Source organism: Streptomyces sp. 2114.4 (genome assembly GCF_900187385.1).
Taxonomy (GTDB): Bacteria; Actinomycetota; Actinomycetes; order Streptomycetales; family Streptomycetaceae; genus Streptomyces; species Streptomyces mooreae.
The window spans coordinates 409,955-426,925 of record NZ_FYEY01000001.1; the positions used below are offsets into that span (position 1 = coordinate 409,955).

A 16,971-nucleotide genomic window follows, 5' to 3' on the forward strand; every position below is an offset into this window, starting at 1 on the left:
GCCTCCTGCCCGGCCGTGGCCGTGTTCATCGGCCGGTGGGTACCTCCGCCGACGCAGGCGTCTTCGTGCCGGCCGGCGCCTGGTGGTCGAAGGCGATCAGCAGATCACCGGTGAGCGGGTGGTCGACCACAGCCGCCCGCACGCCGAACACCTCGGTCAGCAGGGCGGGAGTGAGGACTTCGCGCGGTGGTCCGGAGGCCAGCACCGCTCCGGCGTGCAGGACGTGCAGTCGGTCGCACACCGAGGCGGCAGCGTTGAGGTCGTGCAGTGACACCAGCGTCGTACGGCGCTGGGCACGCAGCAGGGCGAGGAGTTCGACCTGGTGGCGGATGTCAAGGTGGTTGGTCGGCTCGTCCAGCACCAGCACGTCGGGGTCCTGGCAGAACGCACGGGCCAGCAGGACGCGTTGGCGTTCGCCGCCGGACAGGGCCGTGAACCGGCGCCCGGCCGCCGCTGCCAGGCCCACGTCCGCGAGCGCTCGGGCGACGCTGTCCCGGTCGGTGGCGTCATCCCCCGCGAAGGCCCGCTTGTACGGTGTGCGGCCCATCGCGACGACCTCGTGGACGGTGAGTTCGAAGTCGCTCTGCCTCTCCTGCGGCAGCGCCGCGACGTGCCTGGCCGACTGGACCGCGGACAGCTCGCGGAGGTCGGTACCGGCCAGCAGAACCCGTCCGGCGGTGGGCTTCAGGTGCCGGTAGACAGTACGCAGCAGCGTGGACTTACCACTGCCGTTCGGTCCGACCAGGCCGGTGATCTCGCCCTCGGCCGCCACCAGATGGGCCCCCGCCACGACCGTACGACCGGCGTAGGCGACGCTCAGGTCTTCGATGTCGATTCTCAACTGCCGCTCCCAAGGCGCCGGTCCAGCAGGTACAGCAGGGCCGGAGCCCCGAGGAGTGAGGTGACCACGCCGACCGGCAGTTCCTGCGAGTCCATCGCCGTACGGCAGACGATGTCGACCACCACCAGGAGCAGCGCCCCGAACAGCGCCGAGACCGGCAACAGGCGGCGGTGGTCGCCGCCGACGACCAGGCGGCAGACGTGCGGCACCATCAGTGCGACGAAGGCGATCGCGCCGGACACCGCCACCAGGACGCCGGTCAGCACACTGGTCACCGTGAACAGTTCCCGGCGCAGCCGGCTGACGTGGACGCCGAGCCCTGCCGCGGTCTCGTCGCCCATCATCAGGGCGTTGAGCCCCCGGGCCCGCGCCTGGAGCCACAGCAGGGCGAGCGGCACCACGATCGCGGGCATGGCCAGGACCGGCCAGCTCGCGCCGCTCAGACTGCCCATGAGCCAGAACAGCACACTGTGCGTCTGCTGCTCATCTCCGGCCTGCAACACCAGAAAACTCGTGAAACCGGAGAGGAACTGGCCGATCGCCACCCCGGCCAGCACCAGTCGCAGCGGCGCGAACCCCCCGCCCCTCCGGGCGATGGCCCAGACGAGAGCGAAGGTGGCCAGGGCTCCGGCAAAGGCCGCACCCGACAGCCCCCAGCCGAGCACCCCGCCCGTGCCGAGGCCGAGGACGAGGGAAGCCACCGCTCCGAGGGACGCTCCGTTGGAGATGCCCAGCAGGTACGGGTCGGCCAGCGGGTTACGCACCAGCGCCTGCACCGCCGTACCGACGACACCGAGTCCGGCGCCCACGAGCGCAGCCAGCACGGCGCGGGGAACACGCAGTTGCCACACGATCAGGTCGTTCGTGCCCGGCCGCGGGGCCTCACCGGACAGTCGCCGCCACACCACGCCCCAGACCTCGCCGGGCGCGATGGACGTCGAGCCCCAGGCCACGGCGGCGGTCAGCGCGACGAGGAGGGCGACACCGAGCACGCACGCCAGCGGCCCGGCGGGCAGACTGCGTGCCTCCGCCCTCCCGTCGGTGGTCTTGCGGCGGGACGCGGACATCGTGGACAGCACGGCTAGCCGACCTTGCCCGGGTAGAGGGTCTTGGCGATCTTCTCGACCGTCTCGGCGTTCTCGACGCCGGCGATGGTGGTCGGCTCGGAACCGATGCGCAGGAAGTGGCCCTCCTTGACCGCCTTCAGGCCCTTGGTCGCCGGGTTGGTCTCCAGCCACTTCTGGGCCTCGTCGAACGCCTTCTCGTTCGCCGCCTCGCTGCCCCGGTTGCGCACGCCGAGCTGGATCCAGTCCGGGTTCTTGGCGATCACGTCCTCCCAGCCGACCTGCTTGTTGTCGCCCTCGCAGTCGGCGAAGGCGTTGCGGGCGCCGGCCAGGGTGATCACCGCGTTGGCGACCTGGCGGTTGCAGACCACGGTGGGCTGCTTGGTGCCGGCGTCGTAGTCGAAGAAGAAGTACGCCGGCCGCTTGGCCGCCGCCGTGCCGCCGACCGCCTTCTGGACCGCGTCGACCTTCTCCTTCATCCCGGCGACGATCTCCTTCGCCTTGGCACTCGTACCGGTGACCGCGCCGAGTGAGGTGATGTCGGCCTCCACCGCCGACAGATCCCTCACGGGCTCCTTGCCCTGCGCGGCGCAGGCGGTGGACTTCAGGTAGAGGTGCTTGATTCCGGCCGCTTCGAACTCCTCCGCGGTCGGCGCGTCCCCCATCCCTCCTCCGCCCATGCCCCCCATGGACGCGAACGTGTCGATGTACAGGTCGGCGCCGGAGCCGAGGAGCTTCTCCTTCGGGATCACGTTCCGGCTGAGCACCTTCACCTGCTGCCCCTGCGCATCCAGCGCGCCGGGCAGCGTGCCCTTGCCCGGCGGGAAGCCGGTGCCGATCACCTTGTCACCGGCGCCGAGGCGGAGCAGCAGTTCCAGGCTGGAGGCATTGCTCGTGACAATCCTCTTCGGGGCGCCGGAGAAGGTGGTCTTGGCGCCCTTGCAGTCGGTGACGGAGACCGGGTAGGACCCGCCTGCGGACTTCCCGGCGTCCCCGGTGCTCCCGTCCGCAGCGTCCTTCTCCCAGCCGCCGCAGCCGGCGACCAGCAGACCGCCCAGTACAACGGCCGCCGTACCGCCCCACACACGAGAACGCATCCATACCCTCCCAGATCCACTCGGTAAGCGGACGAACCTCCGTTACCTGCTTCAGTAGTCGGGCCGATCTCCTGCAGAGTTCCCGCCGCGCGATCAGTCCGGGGAGAAGTCGTCGTCCTCCTCGTTCGGCGTTCGGCCGGCGCGGTGCGAACTGCCGGCACGACCGACACCATGTCTGGTCATCCGTGCCCCGTGGCGCCGTCGCGGGCTGTCCCGGTGCGGCAGGTACGGCGGTGTACCAGCCGCGCGGCCGCCCCGTAGAGCACCAGCCCCAGAATGAGGCCCGCCCCCGCGCCGAAGAGCACGGTCGGGAGGTAGCCGAGCCAGTGCACCGTGGGCCCCAGAACGGCGTACGCCCGCACCACCCGGTGCACGGCGCCGGCCAGTACGCACAGCACGACCGGGGCCGTCAGCAGCAGCCGCAGCCGTACGGTCAGCACCGGTATCGCGGCCGTCCCGGACGCAGCGTCCCCGGACGCCACGCCGCCGCGGGCGCCACCGCCCCGCCCCCGCAGGGCCGACCACCCGAACCACCCGAGCGCCGCCGCCGCGAGCGCCGAAGTGCCGTACTGCACGAAGGTGTAAACGGGCAGGCCGCCCACCACCTGGTCCAGGCCGGGCACCAGCCGGGTGCCCCAGCGGCCCGGGTGGGTGAAGGCGTCCCAGACGACATGCGTCGTCGCCCCGAGCACCGCGGAGACCACGAACCACGCCGCCGCGGTGAGGAGTTGGCGAAGGCCCCGGGGCCGCCGGAGCCGGCCGCGGACGAGGGTGTGGACCGGGCTCTGCCACGCCCGGGGCAGCAAAGCGATCAGCGGCTCGCGCACCAGCAGCCAGCCGCCGACCAGGGCCACGGTGACCAGCACATCCACGGTCAGCGCCCCCGACGGCGCGTGGGTGACCTCACCGAAGGCCATGGCACCCGGGATCAGACTGTCGGCGTAGTACGTCATGTCCGGGGCGAACGACCCTGCCACGAGCGCCGAGGCGACCAGCGGACCACGTGCCGTGCCGGTCCGCCGGAGCACAGGGAGCACGGCGGCGGCATGGCTGAGTGTGAAGGGCATGCGCCTCTCCTTGATTGATTCCGGTCATGGTGAGGGTGGGTTCGATGGGGGTGGCAGCGGTTGCGGCAGAGGCGCCGTCCTGCTCCGCGCCCGCCGCCACCGCCCGGAGGTCAGAGCGGAAGCCGCACCCCGACTCCGCGCTCCAGTGCGCGGTGCATGATCGCGTTGCCCACCGCGATGTCGCAAACCGCCATGTCGATGCTGCTCTTGACGATGATCTCGTCGGCGCTCTCACGACTGGGCACCCCGGCCGGCACCTCGCCGGTCTCGCCGACGATCTCGGGCACGGTTGCGCACAGCAGTTCATACCGGCGTTCCCGTCAGGGTGTGCGCGATGTGGTCGCTGAGGTGGGGCAGCCAGTCGGGGCGCGCGTTACCGAGGAGGTGGTCGCCGTGCGGGACGGACAGGTAGGTGCCGTGCGGTGCCAGCCGGGCCAGGGGCTTGCCGTTCGTCACGCCGGGGATGACGTCCTGGTCACCGTCCACGACCAGCAGCGGGGCCGCGATACGGGGTGCCAGGGCGGCGAGGTCCACCTGGCGTGCGAACGCGTGGGCGGCGTCGGCGCCTCCGGCGCGCCGGGCCATGATCTCCCTTACCTGCGCGGGCAGTTCCTCCCATTCGAGGCGGAAGGGGCCACTGACGGTGGCGGCAGCCGCCACGCGGGGTTCAAGCGCCGCGGTCCGGGCCGCGAAATAGCCGCCCAGACTCAGGCCGACGAGCCCGATGCGGGCGGCGCCGAGGGCATCGATGGCCCGGCCCACGACCCGTTCGTAGTCCGGCACAAAGGTGGTGGTGGCCGCGAGCACGCCCTGTCCGGGACCGTCCATCGCGAACACCGCCAGCCCCCTGGCCAGCAGCGCGGACACCAGATCAAGGAACTCCTCCTTGGCCGAGTCCAGGCCGGGGACGACGATCACGATCCCCGGCGCGTCGGCGGGGCCACGCAGCCAGCCGGTGAACCCCTCGCCGCTCACCCGTCGCGCGCCGGGCTCCAGCACGGTGAGAGCTCTGCTCAGGGCGTGGTCCGCCTCGACGGCGGCACGGTGCGCTTCCGCGTACGGCGCCAGCGTGGCCAGGTGGAACCACCGGGCCGCCACCAGCAGGTACTCCCCCGCCGAGCGGGATGATCCCGCGTCCGCCGCGCGCTGAAGGTAGCCGTGCCCCGTGCGATGGAAGGACGGCCCCCAGTCGGCGACGGAGGTGAAGCCCTCGGTGACACGGCGGTACTCGTGAGGATCCACGCCTGCACCGGTGGCGCGTGTCCACTGGGCGGCGACGAACTCGGTGGCGCTCATCGCGCTCCCCCGGTCAGCGGCACGGCCTTGCCACGTATCCGGCGCTCTCGAGGGGCGGCCAAGGTGCCGGCGGTCTGTGCCGGTCCGGGAGTGGGAGTCGGTCTTTGCATGGAGAGGATGCAACCCCCATGGCCGCCCCGCGATCCAACAACGCACGAGCAAGGCCGACAACTTTTGGTTGTCACCTATGGTGGGGCCATGGATCTCGACGTGGCGCAGGTACGTGCCTTTGTGCGCACCGCCGAGGAACTGCACTTCGGCCGGGCGGCCGGGACGCTCGCCATCTCCCAGCAGGCGCTGTCCAAGAGGATCGCGCGGCTGGAATCCCTGCTCGGCACCGCGCTGTTCCAGCGCGGCGGCAACGGGGTCCGCCTCACCGAGGCCGGACAGCGTTTTCTCCCGCTGGCCCGGCAGACCGTGGCCGCCGCCGACGCCGCGGTCTCGGCGGTGCGCGGGAAGGAACGTCCGCTGCGTGTAGACGTCTGGGGGCACCTCTACGCGCCGATGCGGACGCTGGCCCAGGTTGCCGGACGGGCCGGGGAACTGGCACTGGGGCACGGGCGCGACCTGCCGTCGGTGACGACGGCCCTGCTGCACGGCGACATCGATGCGGCTTTCGGCCGGGTCCACCCCCCGCTGCCCGCGGTCCTGGCACACCGCGTTGTCCGCCTCGAACCGGTGGACGCCGTACTGAGCGATGAGCATCCGCTCGCGGCCGAACCGTCTCTCCGGCCGGACCAATTGCGCGACAGCCTGCTGTGGGCACCCGGCGCGCTGGACCGGCTCGACTTCCTCCACCGGTTCGCCGACCGGTTCGGCATCCGGAATACGGCCACGAGCGTCAACCTCGGGCTCGACCGCTTCCTCGCCGAAGTGACGGAAGAGCCGCGACGCTTCTCGCTGGTGCCTGCCGATGTGCCGCTGCCGGACGTCCCCGGATTGCGCGCCGTCCCGCTGGTCGAGCCCACGCCGCTGTACGCCTGGTCGCTGCTGTGGCGCTCCGGAAACGGACACCCGGGACTGAACGGCCTCGCCGCCGCCTGCACGGAGGAAGCAGGACGAAGCCGATGGCTGGAGTACGCACCCACCCGCGACTGGCTGCCTGAACCACCCATGAGCGGCCCCGAGCCCGGACGAGACTGACTCACTCGAAGGCAAGGCCAGCGCCGGCCCGGGCGTCACCGACGAGTCCGCGCTGTCCGTGGCCCTCCACCTGCGCGAAGACGACGAGCAGACCGCCACGGCAGCGAGCGTGTGCTCGCCCCGCCACCGTCCGGGCCGGGGCCCCGGGGGGCCGGGCACCGCAGCGTCTCGGCAGCCCTGCGGCGGCCACGCCCGGGACAGAAACCGTCAATGTTGATGATGGCAAGCCGCGACAGATATTGATAATTTGAGAAAACGTATTCAGGCGCCTGCAAATAACTGTGAACCGCGGGAGCAATCGAACCCAATATCGTCGATCAATCGAGATGAATCTGACGCTGGAGTTAGTTACCGGAAGCCTGGGCGCCACGCGAAAACCGACCTGACCAGCCCTGACCCGCAGGGCCAGGGTCGTCGGACTCAGCTGTTGGTGACGATGGGGGCTTGAAGTAGTTGCCGGAGGGGGACGGGGGCCTTTCAGTGAATTCGGCGCCTACCGCAGTCGCGCTGCTCCCGTCACACCTTGACCGCATGTATCCGCGAACACCATACCGAAGGCACCGTCCTCGCAGACAAGTCCATGACTCGGCAACGGACAACTTGTTGTCATCCGGGTCATGTTGAAGGTGTCATCACCACGGATTCCCTCGCCCCGCAATGCCGGGGTGACATCAATGTTTTCGATGAGGTGCTCAGGTGAATCAGGATTATTTTCCCAGCCCGGCCGAGGACTCCTCCGCCATACGACGCTTCCCGGATCTCAACTCTGTGGTCGACCTGGTTCGCGACCAGGTGGCTCAGGTGCTCGTTTATGTGCAGCCGAACATGGTCAAGGTGGATCAGTCGTTCAAGGACGCCGGCTTCGACTCCATCGCTGCCGTCCAGTTGTGCAACCGGCTGAATGATGTCACCAACCTTTCGTTGCCTGACACCGTGGCCTTCGACTACCCCACCCCACTGGCTTTGGCTGAGTATCTCTTCACGCTGACCGGCGGTGAAGCTACCACGGAAACTCCGGCCGCATCACACTCGTTGCAGGAAAGTCCCGCGCAAGAGGGCGAGGTATCCGTCAACGATCCCATCGCCATCGTGGGGATGGCATGCCGCTACCCCGGGGGCGTGCGGTCGGCCGAGGGTCTATGGGATCTGATATCTGCCGGCAAGGACGCCACCACGGAATTTCCCACCGATCGCGGATGGGACGTAGCCGCGCTCTACAACGAGGACCCCGATCACGCAGGTACCAGCTACACCAAGCGGGGAGGTTTCCTGGAGGGGGCAGCGGAATTCGATCCGCGCTTTTTCGGCATCTCACCGCATGAGGCGTTGGCGATGGACCCGCAGCAACGGTTGCTGCTGGAAACGTCCTGGGAAGCCATCGAATCTGCCGGGATAAATCCACGTGCACTCCGCGGTACCAATTCCGCCGTGTTCGCCGGATTGATGTACCACGATTATGCGTCGAAGGTCGACCAGGCCCCCGGAGAGCTCGAAGGGCACTTGACCACGGGAAAATCCGGCGGAGTCCTGTCCGGTCGGGTGTCGTATGTGCTGGGGCTCGAGGGGCCCGCGGTGACGGTGGACACGGCGTGTTCGTCGTCCTTGGTGGCGCTGCACTGGGCGGTGCAGTCGTTGCGCTCCGGTGAGACCTCCCTGGCCTTGGCCGGCGGTGTCACCGTCATGTCCCATCCGGCAACCTTCGTGGAATTCAGCAGGCAGCGGGGGCTGTCTGCGGACGGCCGGTGCCGTTCGTATGCCGGTAGCGCTGATGGCACTGGGTTTGCTGAGGGTGTCGGTGTGCTGGTGGTGGAGCGGTTGTCCGATGCGGTGCGGCATGGGCATCGGGTGCTCGCGGTGGTTCGGGGCTCCGCGGTGAACCAGGACGGCGCATCCAACGGACTGACCGCGCCCAGCGGACGCGCCCAGGAGCGAGTGGTACGCCAGGCGCTGTCGAGTGCCGGCCTGACGCCCGGTGACGTGGACGTGGTGGAAGGACACGGCACGGGGACGCGGTTGGGCGATCCGATCGAGGTCGGCGCCCTGGCGGAGACGTATGGCCGACAGCGGTCCGGTGCGCCGTTGCTGCTCGGGTCGGTGAAATCGAACCTCGGCCACACCCAGGCCGCCGCGGGCGTGGCGGGCGTGATCAAGATGGTGCAGGCGATGCAGCACGGTGTAGTGCCCGCTTCCCTGCACGTGGACACGCCTTCCCCGCATGCGCAGTGGGGCGAAGGCGTCGAACTCGTCACGGCCGCACGGGCATGGCCCGCATCCGACCGCCTACGCCGTGCGGGAGTCTCGTCCTTCGGCGTCTCAGGGACCAACGCACACGTCATCCTCGAACAAGCCCCGCCCGTAACGCCGCCCACCCGCAAGAGCGGCGGTGGTGTGGTGCCATGGCTGCTGTCCGGCCGCACGGCGGACGCACTGCGCGACCAGACCGACCGCCTGCGCGCCCACCTGGACGCCCATCCCGAGCTCGACCCCGCCGACATCGGATACACCCTCGCCGTCGGGCGCGCCCACTTCGAGCACCGCGCCATGGCCATGGACGGCGACCTCACCACATGGGTAGCCGAAGGGACAGCCGTCGCACACCGTGAGGTCGTCTTCGTCTTCCCGGGACAGGGCGCGCAATGGGTGGGCATGGGACAAGACCTGATCAAGTCCTCCCCGGTCTTCGCGGCATCGATGGCACAGTGCGAGCAGGCACTCGCCCCATTCGTGGACTGGTCCCTGTCCGAAGTCCTCGGCGACGCCTCAATGCTGGAACGGGTCGATGTGGTCCAGCCCGCGTCATGGGCCGTGATGGTCTCCCTCGCAGGACTGTGGCAGTCCATGGGCGTCACCCCCTCCGCGGTGGCCGGCCATTCCCAAGGCGAAATCGCAGCAGCCTGTGTCGCAGGCGCACTCTCCTTGGAAGACGGCGCCCGCGTGGTCGCACTGCGCAGCCAGCTCATCCGCGACAAACTGGCCGGCTCCGGCGCCATGGCCTCCATATCCCTGCCGCTCGACGAGGTCCGCGAACACCTCACCGGCCTGGAAGGACTGTCGGTCGCCGCCGTCAACGGCCCACGATCAGTAGTCATCTCCGGCGACGTCAACGCCGTCGAAAACTTCGTCGCCGCACGCACCGACGAAGGCACACACGCCCGCATCGTCGCCGTCGACTACGCCTCCCACTCCGCCCACGTCGACACCATCGAACAGGACCTGACCACCGCACTCACCGACCTGCACCCCACCTCCGCCCCCGTCCCCTTCTACTCCACAGTGACCGGCACACCCATCGACACCACTGAGCTCAACGCCCGCTACTGGGTCCAAAACCTGCGCCAGACCGTCCGCTTCGAAGACGTCACCCGACGCCTCATCGACGACGGACGCGACACCTTCATCGAAATCAGCGCACACCCCGTCCTCGGCATCGGCCTGCAGGACACCTTCGAAGACCACTCCCACTCCCCCGCCATCACACTGAGCTCCCTACGACGCGACGACGGAGACATCGACCGCTTCCTCACCTCACTGAGCGAAGCCCACGTCCACGGAGTCGACATCGACTGGCACACCGCCTTCACCGACCACGCCGCCCAACGCATCCAACTCCCCACCTACCCCTTCCAACACGACCACTACTGGCTCGAAAACATGAGTCGCAGGCCGGATGTCGATGCTGCGGGACAGGAAGCGCTCCACCACATCCTGGCAAACGCGCTGGTAGAACTGGCGCAGACGGATGGTCTTCTCCTCACGGGCTGCCTCTCCGAAAGCACTCATCCCTGGATTGCCGACCACATAGTCGGTGGCGTCATGATCTTGCCCGCATCGGCATGGCTGGAGCTGGCGTTTCGGGCGGGTGCGGAAGTCGGGGCGGACCATATCGAGGAACTGACCCTGGAGGCGCCGCTGGTGTTCCGCAAGGGCGCCAGGGTCAAATTCCAGGTCGCCCTGTCCGCACCGGACGCGGACGGCAGGCGAGCGGTGAGCGTGCATTCCCAAAGCGGGACGGGCTGGGTGCGGCATGCGGTCGGCAGCATGGTGAAGGCATCCACGCAGGACGCCGGCAAGTCCACCACCGCAGTGGAGGAGTGGCCGCCGACGGATGCCACCGCTCTCGACCTGAGTGGCGCCTATGAAGGCCTGGTCGGACGCGGTTACGACTACGGTCCGGCATTCCAGTGTCTTCGCGCAGCGTGGCGCAGCGATGAGGACGTGTTCGCCGAAGTCGCGCTGCCCGGACCAGATGTCGGTGGGTCTGGCGCTTTTCTCCTGCACCCGGCGCTACTGGACGCGCTCCTCCAGTCCCTGTTGGTCGCTGAACTGAACCAGGAAGCGCAACAGATTCGGATGCCTTTCGCCTGGACGGGGGTGTCGTTGTACGAGCCGGGAGCCTCCGTATTGCGGTGCAGGATCTCAAGGCGGCAGCCGGACACTCTGTCCTTGAGCATTACGCAGACCACAGGCCGTCCCGTGGCGTCGGTGGAGTCCTTGGTACTGCGGCCGATATCCGCTGAGAAATTGGGAACTGCCGAACATGCCGAATCGGTCCGGAAAGTGCGCGCTCGGCAGGTGACCAGGCCGGATGACACATCTCTCCGACACCGGCTGGCCAATCTCTCCGCGAACGCAAAAATCCGCGCCCTTGTGGACCTTGTCCGCACACACGCCGCTGCTGTCCTGGGATACAAGGAGAGCTCGGAAGAGATCGGCGCCAGGACGGCATTCACCGAACTCGGCCTCGGCTCCATGGAGGCCGTACAGCTCCGCAACAAACTGAATGCCGCTACGGGCCTGCGGCTACCGACCACCTTCGCCTTCGAGTACTCCACCGCTGAGGCGATGGCGCGGAAACTGTGTGACGAGCTGTTCCCGGTTTCCTCCCCGTCCAGCGAACCTGAACACGCGCCGGATGAACCTGCGGCAGCCGGCGCTGATGCTGATTCAGCTGATCTCGCCGCACTCATCGAGATGGCACACCAAGTCGGCGATATCTGAGTCACGAGCCTGGGGTAATGATGTCTGAACAGCAGCTCATCAACGCACTACGCGCCTCTGTGAAGGAAAGCGAACGTCTACGACAACGAAATCGCGAGCTTGCCGAGAACATTCGTGAGCCGGTGGCGGTCGTGGGAATGGCTTGCCATTACCCCGGTGGGGTGGCCGGCCCTGCTGACTTGTGGAACCTGGTGATCTCCGAACGGGACGCAGTATCCGGGTTTCCGGAGGACCGATGCTGGGACATCGACACACTGTTCAACCCCGATAGCGAAAAAGCGGGGTCGAGCTATACCCGGCACGGAGGGTTCTTGGCGGATTCCAAGAACTTTGATCCGGAGTTCTTCGGCATCTCTCCGCGGGAGGCGTTGGCGATGGACCCGCAGCAGCGGCTGCTGCTGGAAACGTCCTGGGAAGCCATCGAAGACGCAGGGATCGACCCCTTCACACTGCGGGAAAGCGACACCAGCCTGTTCATCGGGTCCAACGGGCAGGACTACGCCTCCAGGCTGAACCGCTACCCCGCCGCGCTGGAGGCGCAGTTGGGAACCGGAAGCGCCGCCAGTGTCCTGTCCGGTCGGGTGTCGTATGCACTGGGCTTCGAGGGGCCCGCGGTGACGGTGGACACGGCGTGTTCGTCGTCCTTGGTGGCGCTGCACTGGGCGGTGCAGTCGTTGCGCTCCGGTGAGACCTCCCTGGCCTTGGTCGGCGGAGTCACCGTCATGTCCTCGCCCTCACGGTTCGTGGAGTTCAGCCGACAGCGCGGCCTCGCCCCGGACGGCAGATGCAAGTCCTACGCCGCGGCTGCCGACGGGACCGGGTTTGCTGAGGGTGTCGGTGTGCTGGTGGTGGAGCGGTTGTCCGATGCGGTGCGGCATGGGCATCGGGTGCTCGCGGTGGTTCGGGGCTCCGCGGTGAACCAGGACGGCGCATCCAACGGACTGACCGCGCCCAGCGGACGCGCCCAGGAGCGAGTGGTACGCCAGGCACTGTCGAGCGCCGGCCTGACGCCCGGTGACGTGGACGTGGTGGAAGGACACGGCACGGGGACGAAGCTGGGCGATCCGATCGAGGTCGGCGCCCTGGCAGAAACCTACGGCCGACAGCGGTCCGGTGCCCCGTTGCTGCTCGGGTCGGTGAAATCGAACCTCGGCCACACCCAGGCCGCCGCGGGCGTCGCCGGCGTGATCAAAATGGTGCAGGCGATGCAGCACGGCGTGGTCCCGGCATCCCTGCACGTGGACACGCCTTCCCCGCATGCGCAGTGGGGCGAAGGCGTCGAACTCGTCACGGCCGCACGGGCATGGCCCGAATCCGGCCGCCTACGCCGTGCGGGAGTCTCGTCCTTCGGCGTCTCCGGGACCAACGCACACGTCATCCTCGAACAAGCCCCGCCCGTAACGCCGCCCACCCGCAAGAGCGGCGGTGGTGTGGTGCCATGGCTGCTGTCCGGCCGCACGGCGGACGCACTGCGCGACCAAACCAGCCGCCTGCGCGCCCACCTGGACGCCCATCCCGAACTCGACCCCGCCGACATCGGATACACCCTCGCCGTCGGGCGCGCCCACTTCGAGCACCGCGCCATGGCCATGGACGGCGACCTCACCACATGGGTAGCCGAAGGGACAGCCGTCGCACACCGTGAGGTCGTCTTCGTCTTCCCGGGACAGGGCGCGCAATGGGTGGGCATGGGACAAGACCTGATCAAGTCCTCCCCGGTCTTCGCGGCATCGATGGCACAGTGCGAGCAGGCACTCGCCCCATTCGTGGACTGGTCCCTGTCCGAAGTCCTCGGCGACGCCTCAATGCTGGAACGGGTCGATGTGGTCCAGCCCGCGTCATGGGCCGTGATGGTCTCCCTCGCAGGACTGTGGCAGTCCATGGGCGTCACCCCCTCCGCGGTGGCCGGACACTCCCAAGGCGAAATCGCAGCAGCCTGTGTCGCAGGCGCACTCTCCCTCGACGACGGCGCCCGCGTGGTCGCACTGCGCAGCCAGCTCATCCGCGACAAACTGGCCGGCTCCGGCGCCATGGCCTCCATATCCCTGCCGCTCGACGAGGTCCGCGAACACCTCACCGGCCTGGAAGGACTGTCGGTCGCCGCCGTCAACGGCCCACGATCAGTAGTCATCTCCGGCGACGTCAACGCCGTCGAAAACTTCGTCGCCGCACGCACCGACGAAGGCACACACGCCCGCATCGTCGCCGTCGACTACGCCTCCCACTCCGCCCACGTCGACGCCATCGAACAGGACCTGACCACCGCACTCACCGACCTGCACCCCACCTCCGCCCCCGTCCCCTTCTACTCCACAGTGACCGGCACACCCATCGACACCACTGAGCTCAACGCCCGCTACTGGGTCCAAAACCTGCGCCAGACCGTCCGCTTCGAAGACGTCACCCGACGCCTCATCGACGACGGACGCGACACCTTCATCGAAATCAGCGCACACCCCGTCCTCGGCATCGGCCTGCAGGACACCTTCGAAGACCACTCCCACTCCCCCGCCATCACACTGAGCTCCCTACGACGCGACGACGGAGACATCGACCGCTTCCTCACCTCACTGAGCGAAGCCCACGTCCACGGAGTCGACATCGACTGGCACACCGCCTTCACCGACCACGCCGCCCAACGCATCCAACTCCCCACCTACCCCTTCCAACACGACCACTACTGGCTCGAAAACGTGTCGCCGAAGGACGCTTCGACAGGCCATCCGCTGCTGACCGATGTCGTCACACTGGCGCAGCCCGAAGGCGGGCTGGTGTTTTCCGGAACCCTGTCCGGAAGTGAGCATTCCTGGCTGAACGACCATGCCGTGCTGGGAACCGTGCTGCTGCCGGGAACCGCGTTCGTCGAGATGGCGCTCTACGCGGCCGAGGAAGCAGGCTGTGACCGGATCGAAGAGTTGGCGTTCGAGACGCCGCTCGTGCTGCCCGAGGACAAGGAGGTGCACATCCAGTTCGTGATCGGCGCGTCCGGCGACGACGGGCGCCGCTCGGTCAGCTTCCATTCCCGTCGCGCCGACACCGAGCAAGGATGGACACGGCACGCGGTCGGAACGTTGTCGGCCGGTACGGAGAACGTCGCCGTCGACAACGCCGCGTGGCCGCCCTCCGGCTCGGAGGCGGTCGACATTGCGGGCCTGTACGAACGGCTGGCAGCCGACGACTTCCACTACGGTCCCGCGTTCCAGGGGCTTCGGTCGGTGTGGCGAAACGGCGAAACCGTCCTGGCCGAGGTGGAGCTCCCCGAGCAGTGCCTGCCGGAGACGGACGCGTACCAGTCGCACCCGGCCCTGCTCGACGCGGCGGTTCAGGCGGCGGTGGCAGGCGGGCTGCTGAATACGGGCTCGGATTCGGGCCAGATCATGCTTCCCTTCTCATGGAACGGCGTCTCGCTCTACGCGACCGGTGCCACCTCGCTGCGCGTCCAGCTGACCGCGCAGGGCGCCGACGCCGTGGCGCTGGTGGCGAGGGACGCGGCCGGGCGGCCCGTACTGTCGGTGGATTCCCTGCTGGTACGGAAGGCACCCGCCAAGCAACTCGACCTCCTGCGGTCCGCCGGGGAGCACTCGCTGTTCCAGGTGGAGTGGGCGAAGCTCGGCGTCCGCGAGCTGATGCAGGACACCGGACCATGGGCCGTCGTCGGCAGCGTGGAACCGCAGTCCGGCGCGCTGGTGGACACCGGGGTGGCCGACGGCTCCTATGAGACGTTCGAGGAGTTGGCCGAGCACATCGGCGCCGGCCATGCCGCACCTGGCGTCGTGGTCGTCCCCGTCCCTCTGCGGGAATCCGACGACGCGGTGGCCGTGCGAGCCGCCGTACTGCACACGCTGGACCTCCTGCAGACCTGGCTGTCCGACGAGCGGTTCGCCGATGCCCGGCTGGTGCTCCTCACCGGCCGGACGTCGGCGCTCCCGGCCGCCGGTGTGTGGGGGCTGGTGCGCTCCGCCCAGTCCGAGCACGGTGACCGGATTGTCGTGGTCGAGGCCAACAACACCTACGAGGACTACCAGCAGTTGCCCGCCGCGGTGAAATCCGGCGAGCCGCAGGTGGCAGTGCGCGAGGGAGAGCTGTTCGTACCCAGGCTGGTCAGGACGGGCGCGAGCGGTCGGACCGGCAGGGCATGGAACCCGGAGGGAACCGTGCTGATCACCGGTGGTACCGGTGTGCTGGGCGCTGAGCTCGCACGCCACTTGGTGACCGGGTCCGGCGTCCGGCACCTGCTTCTCCTGAGCCGCGGCGGCCCGCGCGCGGAAGGCGCCGAAGAGCTGACGGCGGAGTTGCGGGAGTTGGGTGCCGAGGCGTCCATCGTGGCCTGCGACGCGGCGGACAAGGAGGCGTTGGCCGAGGTGCTGGCGGCAGTGCCCGGAGCGCATCCGCTGACCGCTGTCGTACACGCCGCTGGTGTCCTTGATGATGCCCTGATCACGGACATGACTCCCGCACAGGTGTCGGCGGTGCTGGCACCCAAGGTGGACGGGGCGCTCAACCTGCACACGCTCACCCAGGGGCTCGACCTGGCGGACTTCATCCTTTTCTCCTCCGCCTCAGCCGTGTTCGGCGGACCGGGCCAGGGCAACTACGCCGCCGCCAACGCGGTGCTGGATGCCCTGGTACTGCGCCGACGCGAGGAGGGGCTGCCCGGAATGGCCCTGGCCTGGGGGTTCTGGGCCCAGCGCACCGGCATGACCGCACACCTCGGTGACACGGACGTGCGGCGGTTGGAACGTGCCGGCGTCACGGAGCTGTCCACCGCGGAGGGTCTGGCCCTGTTCGATCTCGCGCGGGCGTTGGACGCCCCCGCGGTTCTGCCGATCAAGCTGAACCTCTCGTCGCTACGTGCCCAGGCGGGACACCTCGGTGTTCCTTCCGTACTCCAGGGCTTGATACGGGTGCCCACGCGTCGCACCGCGGCCGAGCCCGACCAGCGCTGGTCGGCAGCACGGCTGGCGGCGCTTCCCGAATCCGAGCGGGGGCCGGCGCTGAACGAACTCGTCCAGGCGGAGGTGGCTGCCGTCCTGGGCCATGACGACGCGGCGGCGATCGATCCGGAACGGGCCTTCATGGACCTGGGATTCGATTCGCTGACCGCCGTGGAGCTGCGCAATCGTCTGGTCACTGCGACCGGTCTGCGATTGCCGACCACTGTGGTCTTCACCTACGCGACGACGTCGGCGCTCGCCGAGCACCTGCTCGCCGGGATACTGGAGAGCCAGAACAGCCCCACCAGGGACGGGCTGGACGAGGTCGAGGCCGAACTGCGGCGCACGCCGCCCGGTGACGCCCGGCACGAAGCCTTGGTCCGCCGGCTGAGAGAGCTGGCCGCGGCCTGGCTGCCCGAACAATCCGACGACGCCGACGCCGACCTGGACGTGTCGACCATCGACGAGATGCTCGATCTCGCCGAGGACGCGCTTGAAGGCCTCTCAGCAGGAGAGGACGCGAAGTAGCCG

General features: G+C 68.6%; 9 protein-coding genes. 3 read left to right on the forward strand and 6 right to left on the reverse strand.

Going from position 1 to position 16,971, the window contains the following annotated elements:
- Positions 1 to 25: 25 nt before the first annotated feature.
- The 6 genes from CFW40_RS01820 to CFW40_RS01840 form a co-directional block, all read right to left on the reverse strand.
- Positions 26 to 841: an ABC transporter ATP-binding protein gene (locus tag CFW40_RS01820; protein ID WP_088796068.1), complete on the reverse strand. Its 816-nt coding sequence runs from the start codon at positions 839 to 841 to the stop codon at positions 26 to 28.
- A complete protein-coding gene (locus CFW40_RS01825; RefSeq protein WP_176956720.1) occupies positions 838 to 1,908 on the reverse strand; it encodes an iron ABC transporter permease in 1,071 nt (356 codons plus the stop codon). Before CFW40_RS01825 ends, CFW40_RS01820 begins: the two co-directional genes overlap by 4 nt.
- A gap of 14 nt (positions 1,909 to 1,922) precedes the next feature.
- Positions 1,923 to 3,002, reverse strand: coding sequence for an ABC transporter substrate-binding protein (locus CFW40_RS01830; protein ID WP_176956606.1), 1,080 nt, complete (start codon positions 3,000 to 3,002; stop codon positions 1,923 to 1,925).
- A gap of 179 nt (positions 3,003 to 3,181) precedes the next feature.
- Entirely contained in the window at positions 3,182 to 4,069 is an 888-nt protein-coding gene (locus CFW40_RS01835; RefSeq protein ID WP_088796070.1) for a DUF4184 family protein, read from the reverse strand.
- A 110-nt stretch (positions 4,070 to 4,179) separates the two neighbouring features.
- On the reverse strand, positions 4,180 to 4,356 hold the full coding sequence (locus CFW40_RS35975; RefSeq protein ID WP_176956605.1) for a hypothetical protein: 177 nt from the start codon (positions 4,354 to 4,356) through the stop codon (positions 4,180 to 4,182).
- A 16-nt stretch (positions 4,357 to 4,372) separates the two neighbouring features.
- Complete coding sequence (locus tag CFW40_RS01840) at positions 4,373 to 5,365, reverse strand: S9 family peptidase (protein ID WP_088796071.1); 993 nt, start codon at positions 5,363 to 5,365, stop codon at positions 4,373 to 4,375.
- Between the two features lie 198 nt (positions 5,366 to 5,563).
- On the opposite strand from CFW40_RS01840, the gene CFW40_RS01845 reads away from it, so the two are divergent.
- The 3 genes from CFW40_RS01845 (at position 5,564) to CFW40_RS01855 (ending at position 16,968) form a co-directional block, all read left to right on the forward strand.
- On the forward strand, positions 5,564 to 6,508 hold the full coding sequence (locus CFW40_RS01845) for a LysR family transcriptional regulator (protein WP_088796072.1): 945 nt from the start codon (positions 5,564 to 5,566) through the stop codon (positions 6,506 to 6,508).
- Positions 6,509 to 7,204: 696 nt separating this feature from the next.
- Entirely contained in the window at positions 7,205 to 11,506 is a 4,302-nt protein-coding gene (locus tag CFW40_RS01850; protein WP_088796073.1) for a type I polyketide synthase, read from the forward strand.
- A gap of 17 nt (positions 11,507 to 11,523) precedes the next feature.
- The gene (locus CFW40_RS01855) at positions 11,524 to 16,968 is read left to right on the forward strand and encodes a type I polyketide synthase (RefSeq protein WP_088796074.1); all 5,445 of its coding nucleotides are present in this window, start codon (positions 11,524 to 11,526) and stop codon (positions 16,966 to 16,968) included.
- Positions 16,969 to 16,971 lie beyond the last annotated feature (3 nt).

Bases quoted from the DNA above. Each gene is read 5' to 3' on its own strand.
- CFW40_RS01825 (WP_176956720.1), bottom strand. From the start codon at position 1,908: ATGTCCGCGTCCCGCCGCAAGACCACCGACGGGAGGGCGGAGGCACGC.
- CFW40_RS01830 (WP_176956606.1), bottom strand. From the start codon at position 3,002: ATGCGTTCTCGTGTGTGGGGCGGTACGGCGGCCGTTGTACTGGGCGGT.
- CFW40_RS01835 (WP_088796070.1), bottom strand. From the start codon at position 4,069: ATGCCCTTCACACTCAGCCATGCCGCCGCCGTGCTCCCTGTGCTCCGG.
- CFW40_RS01840 (WP_088796071.1), bottom strand. From the start codon at position 5,365: ATGAGCGCCACCGAGTTCGTCGCCGCCCAGTGGACACGCGCCACCGGT.
- CFW40_RS01845 (WP_088796072.1), top strand. From the start codon at position 5,564: ATGGATCTCGACGTGGCGCAGGTACGTGCCTTTGTGCGCACCGCCGAG.
- CFW40_RS01855 (WP_088796074.1), top strand. From the start codon at position 11,524: ATGATGTCTGAACAGCAGCTCATCAACGCACTACGCGCCTCTGTGAAG.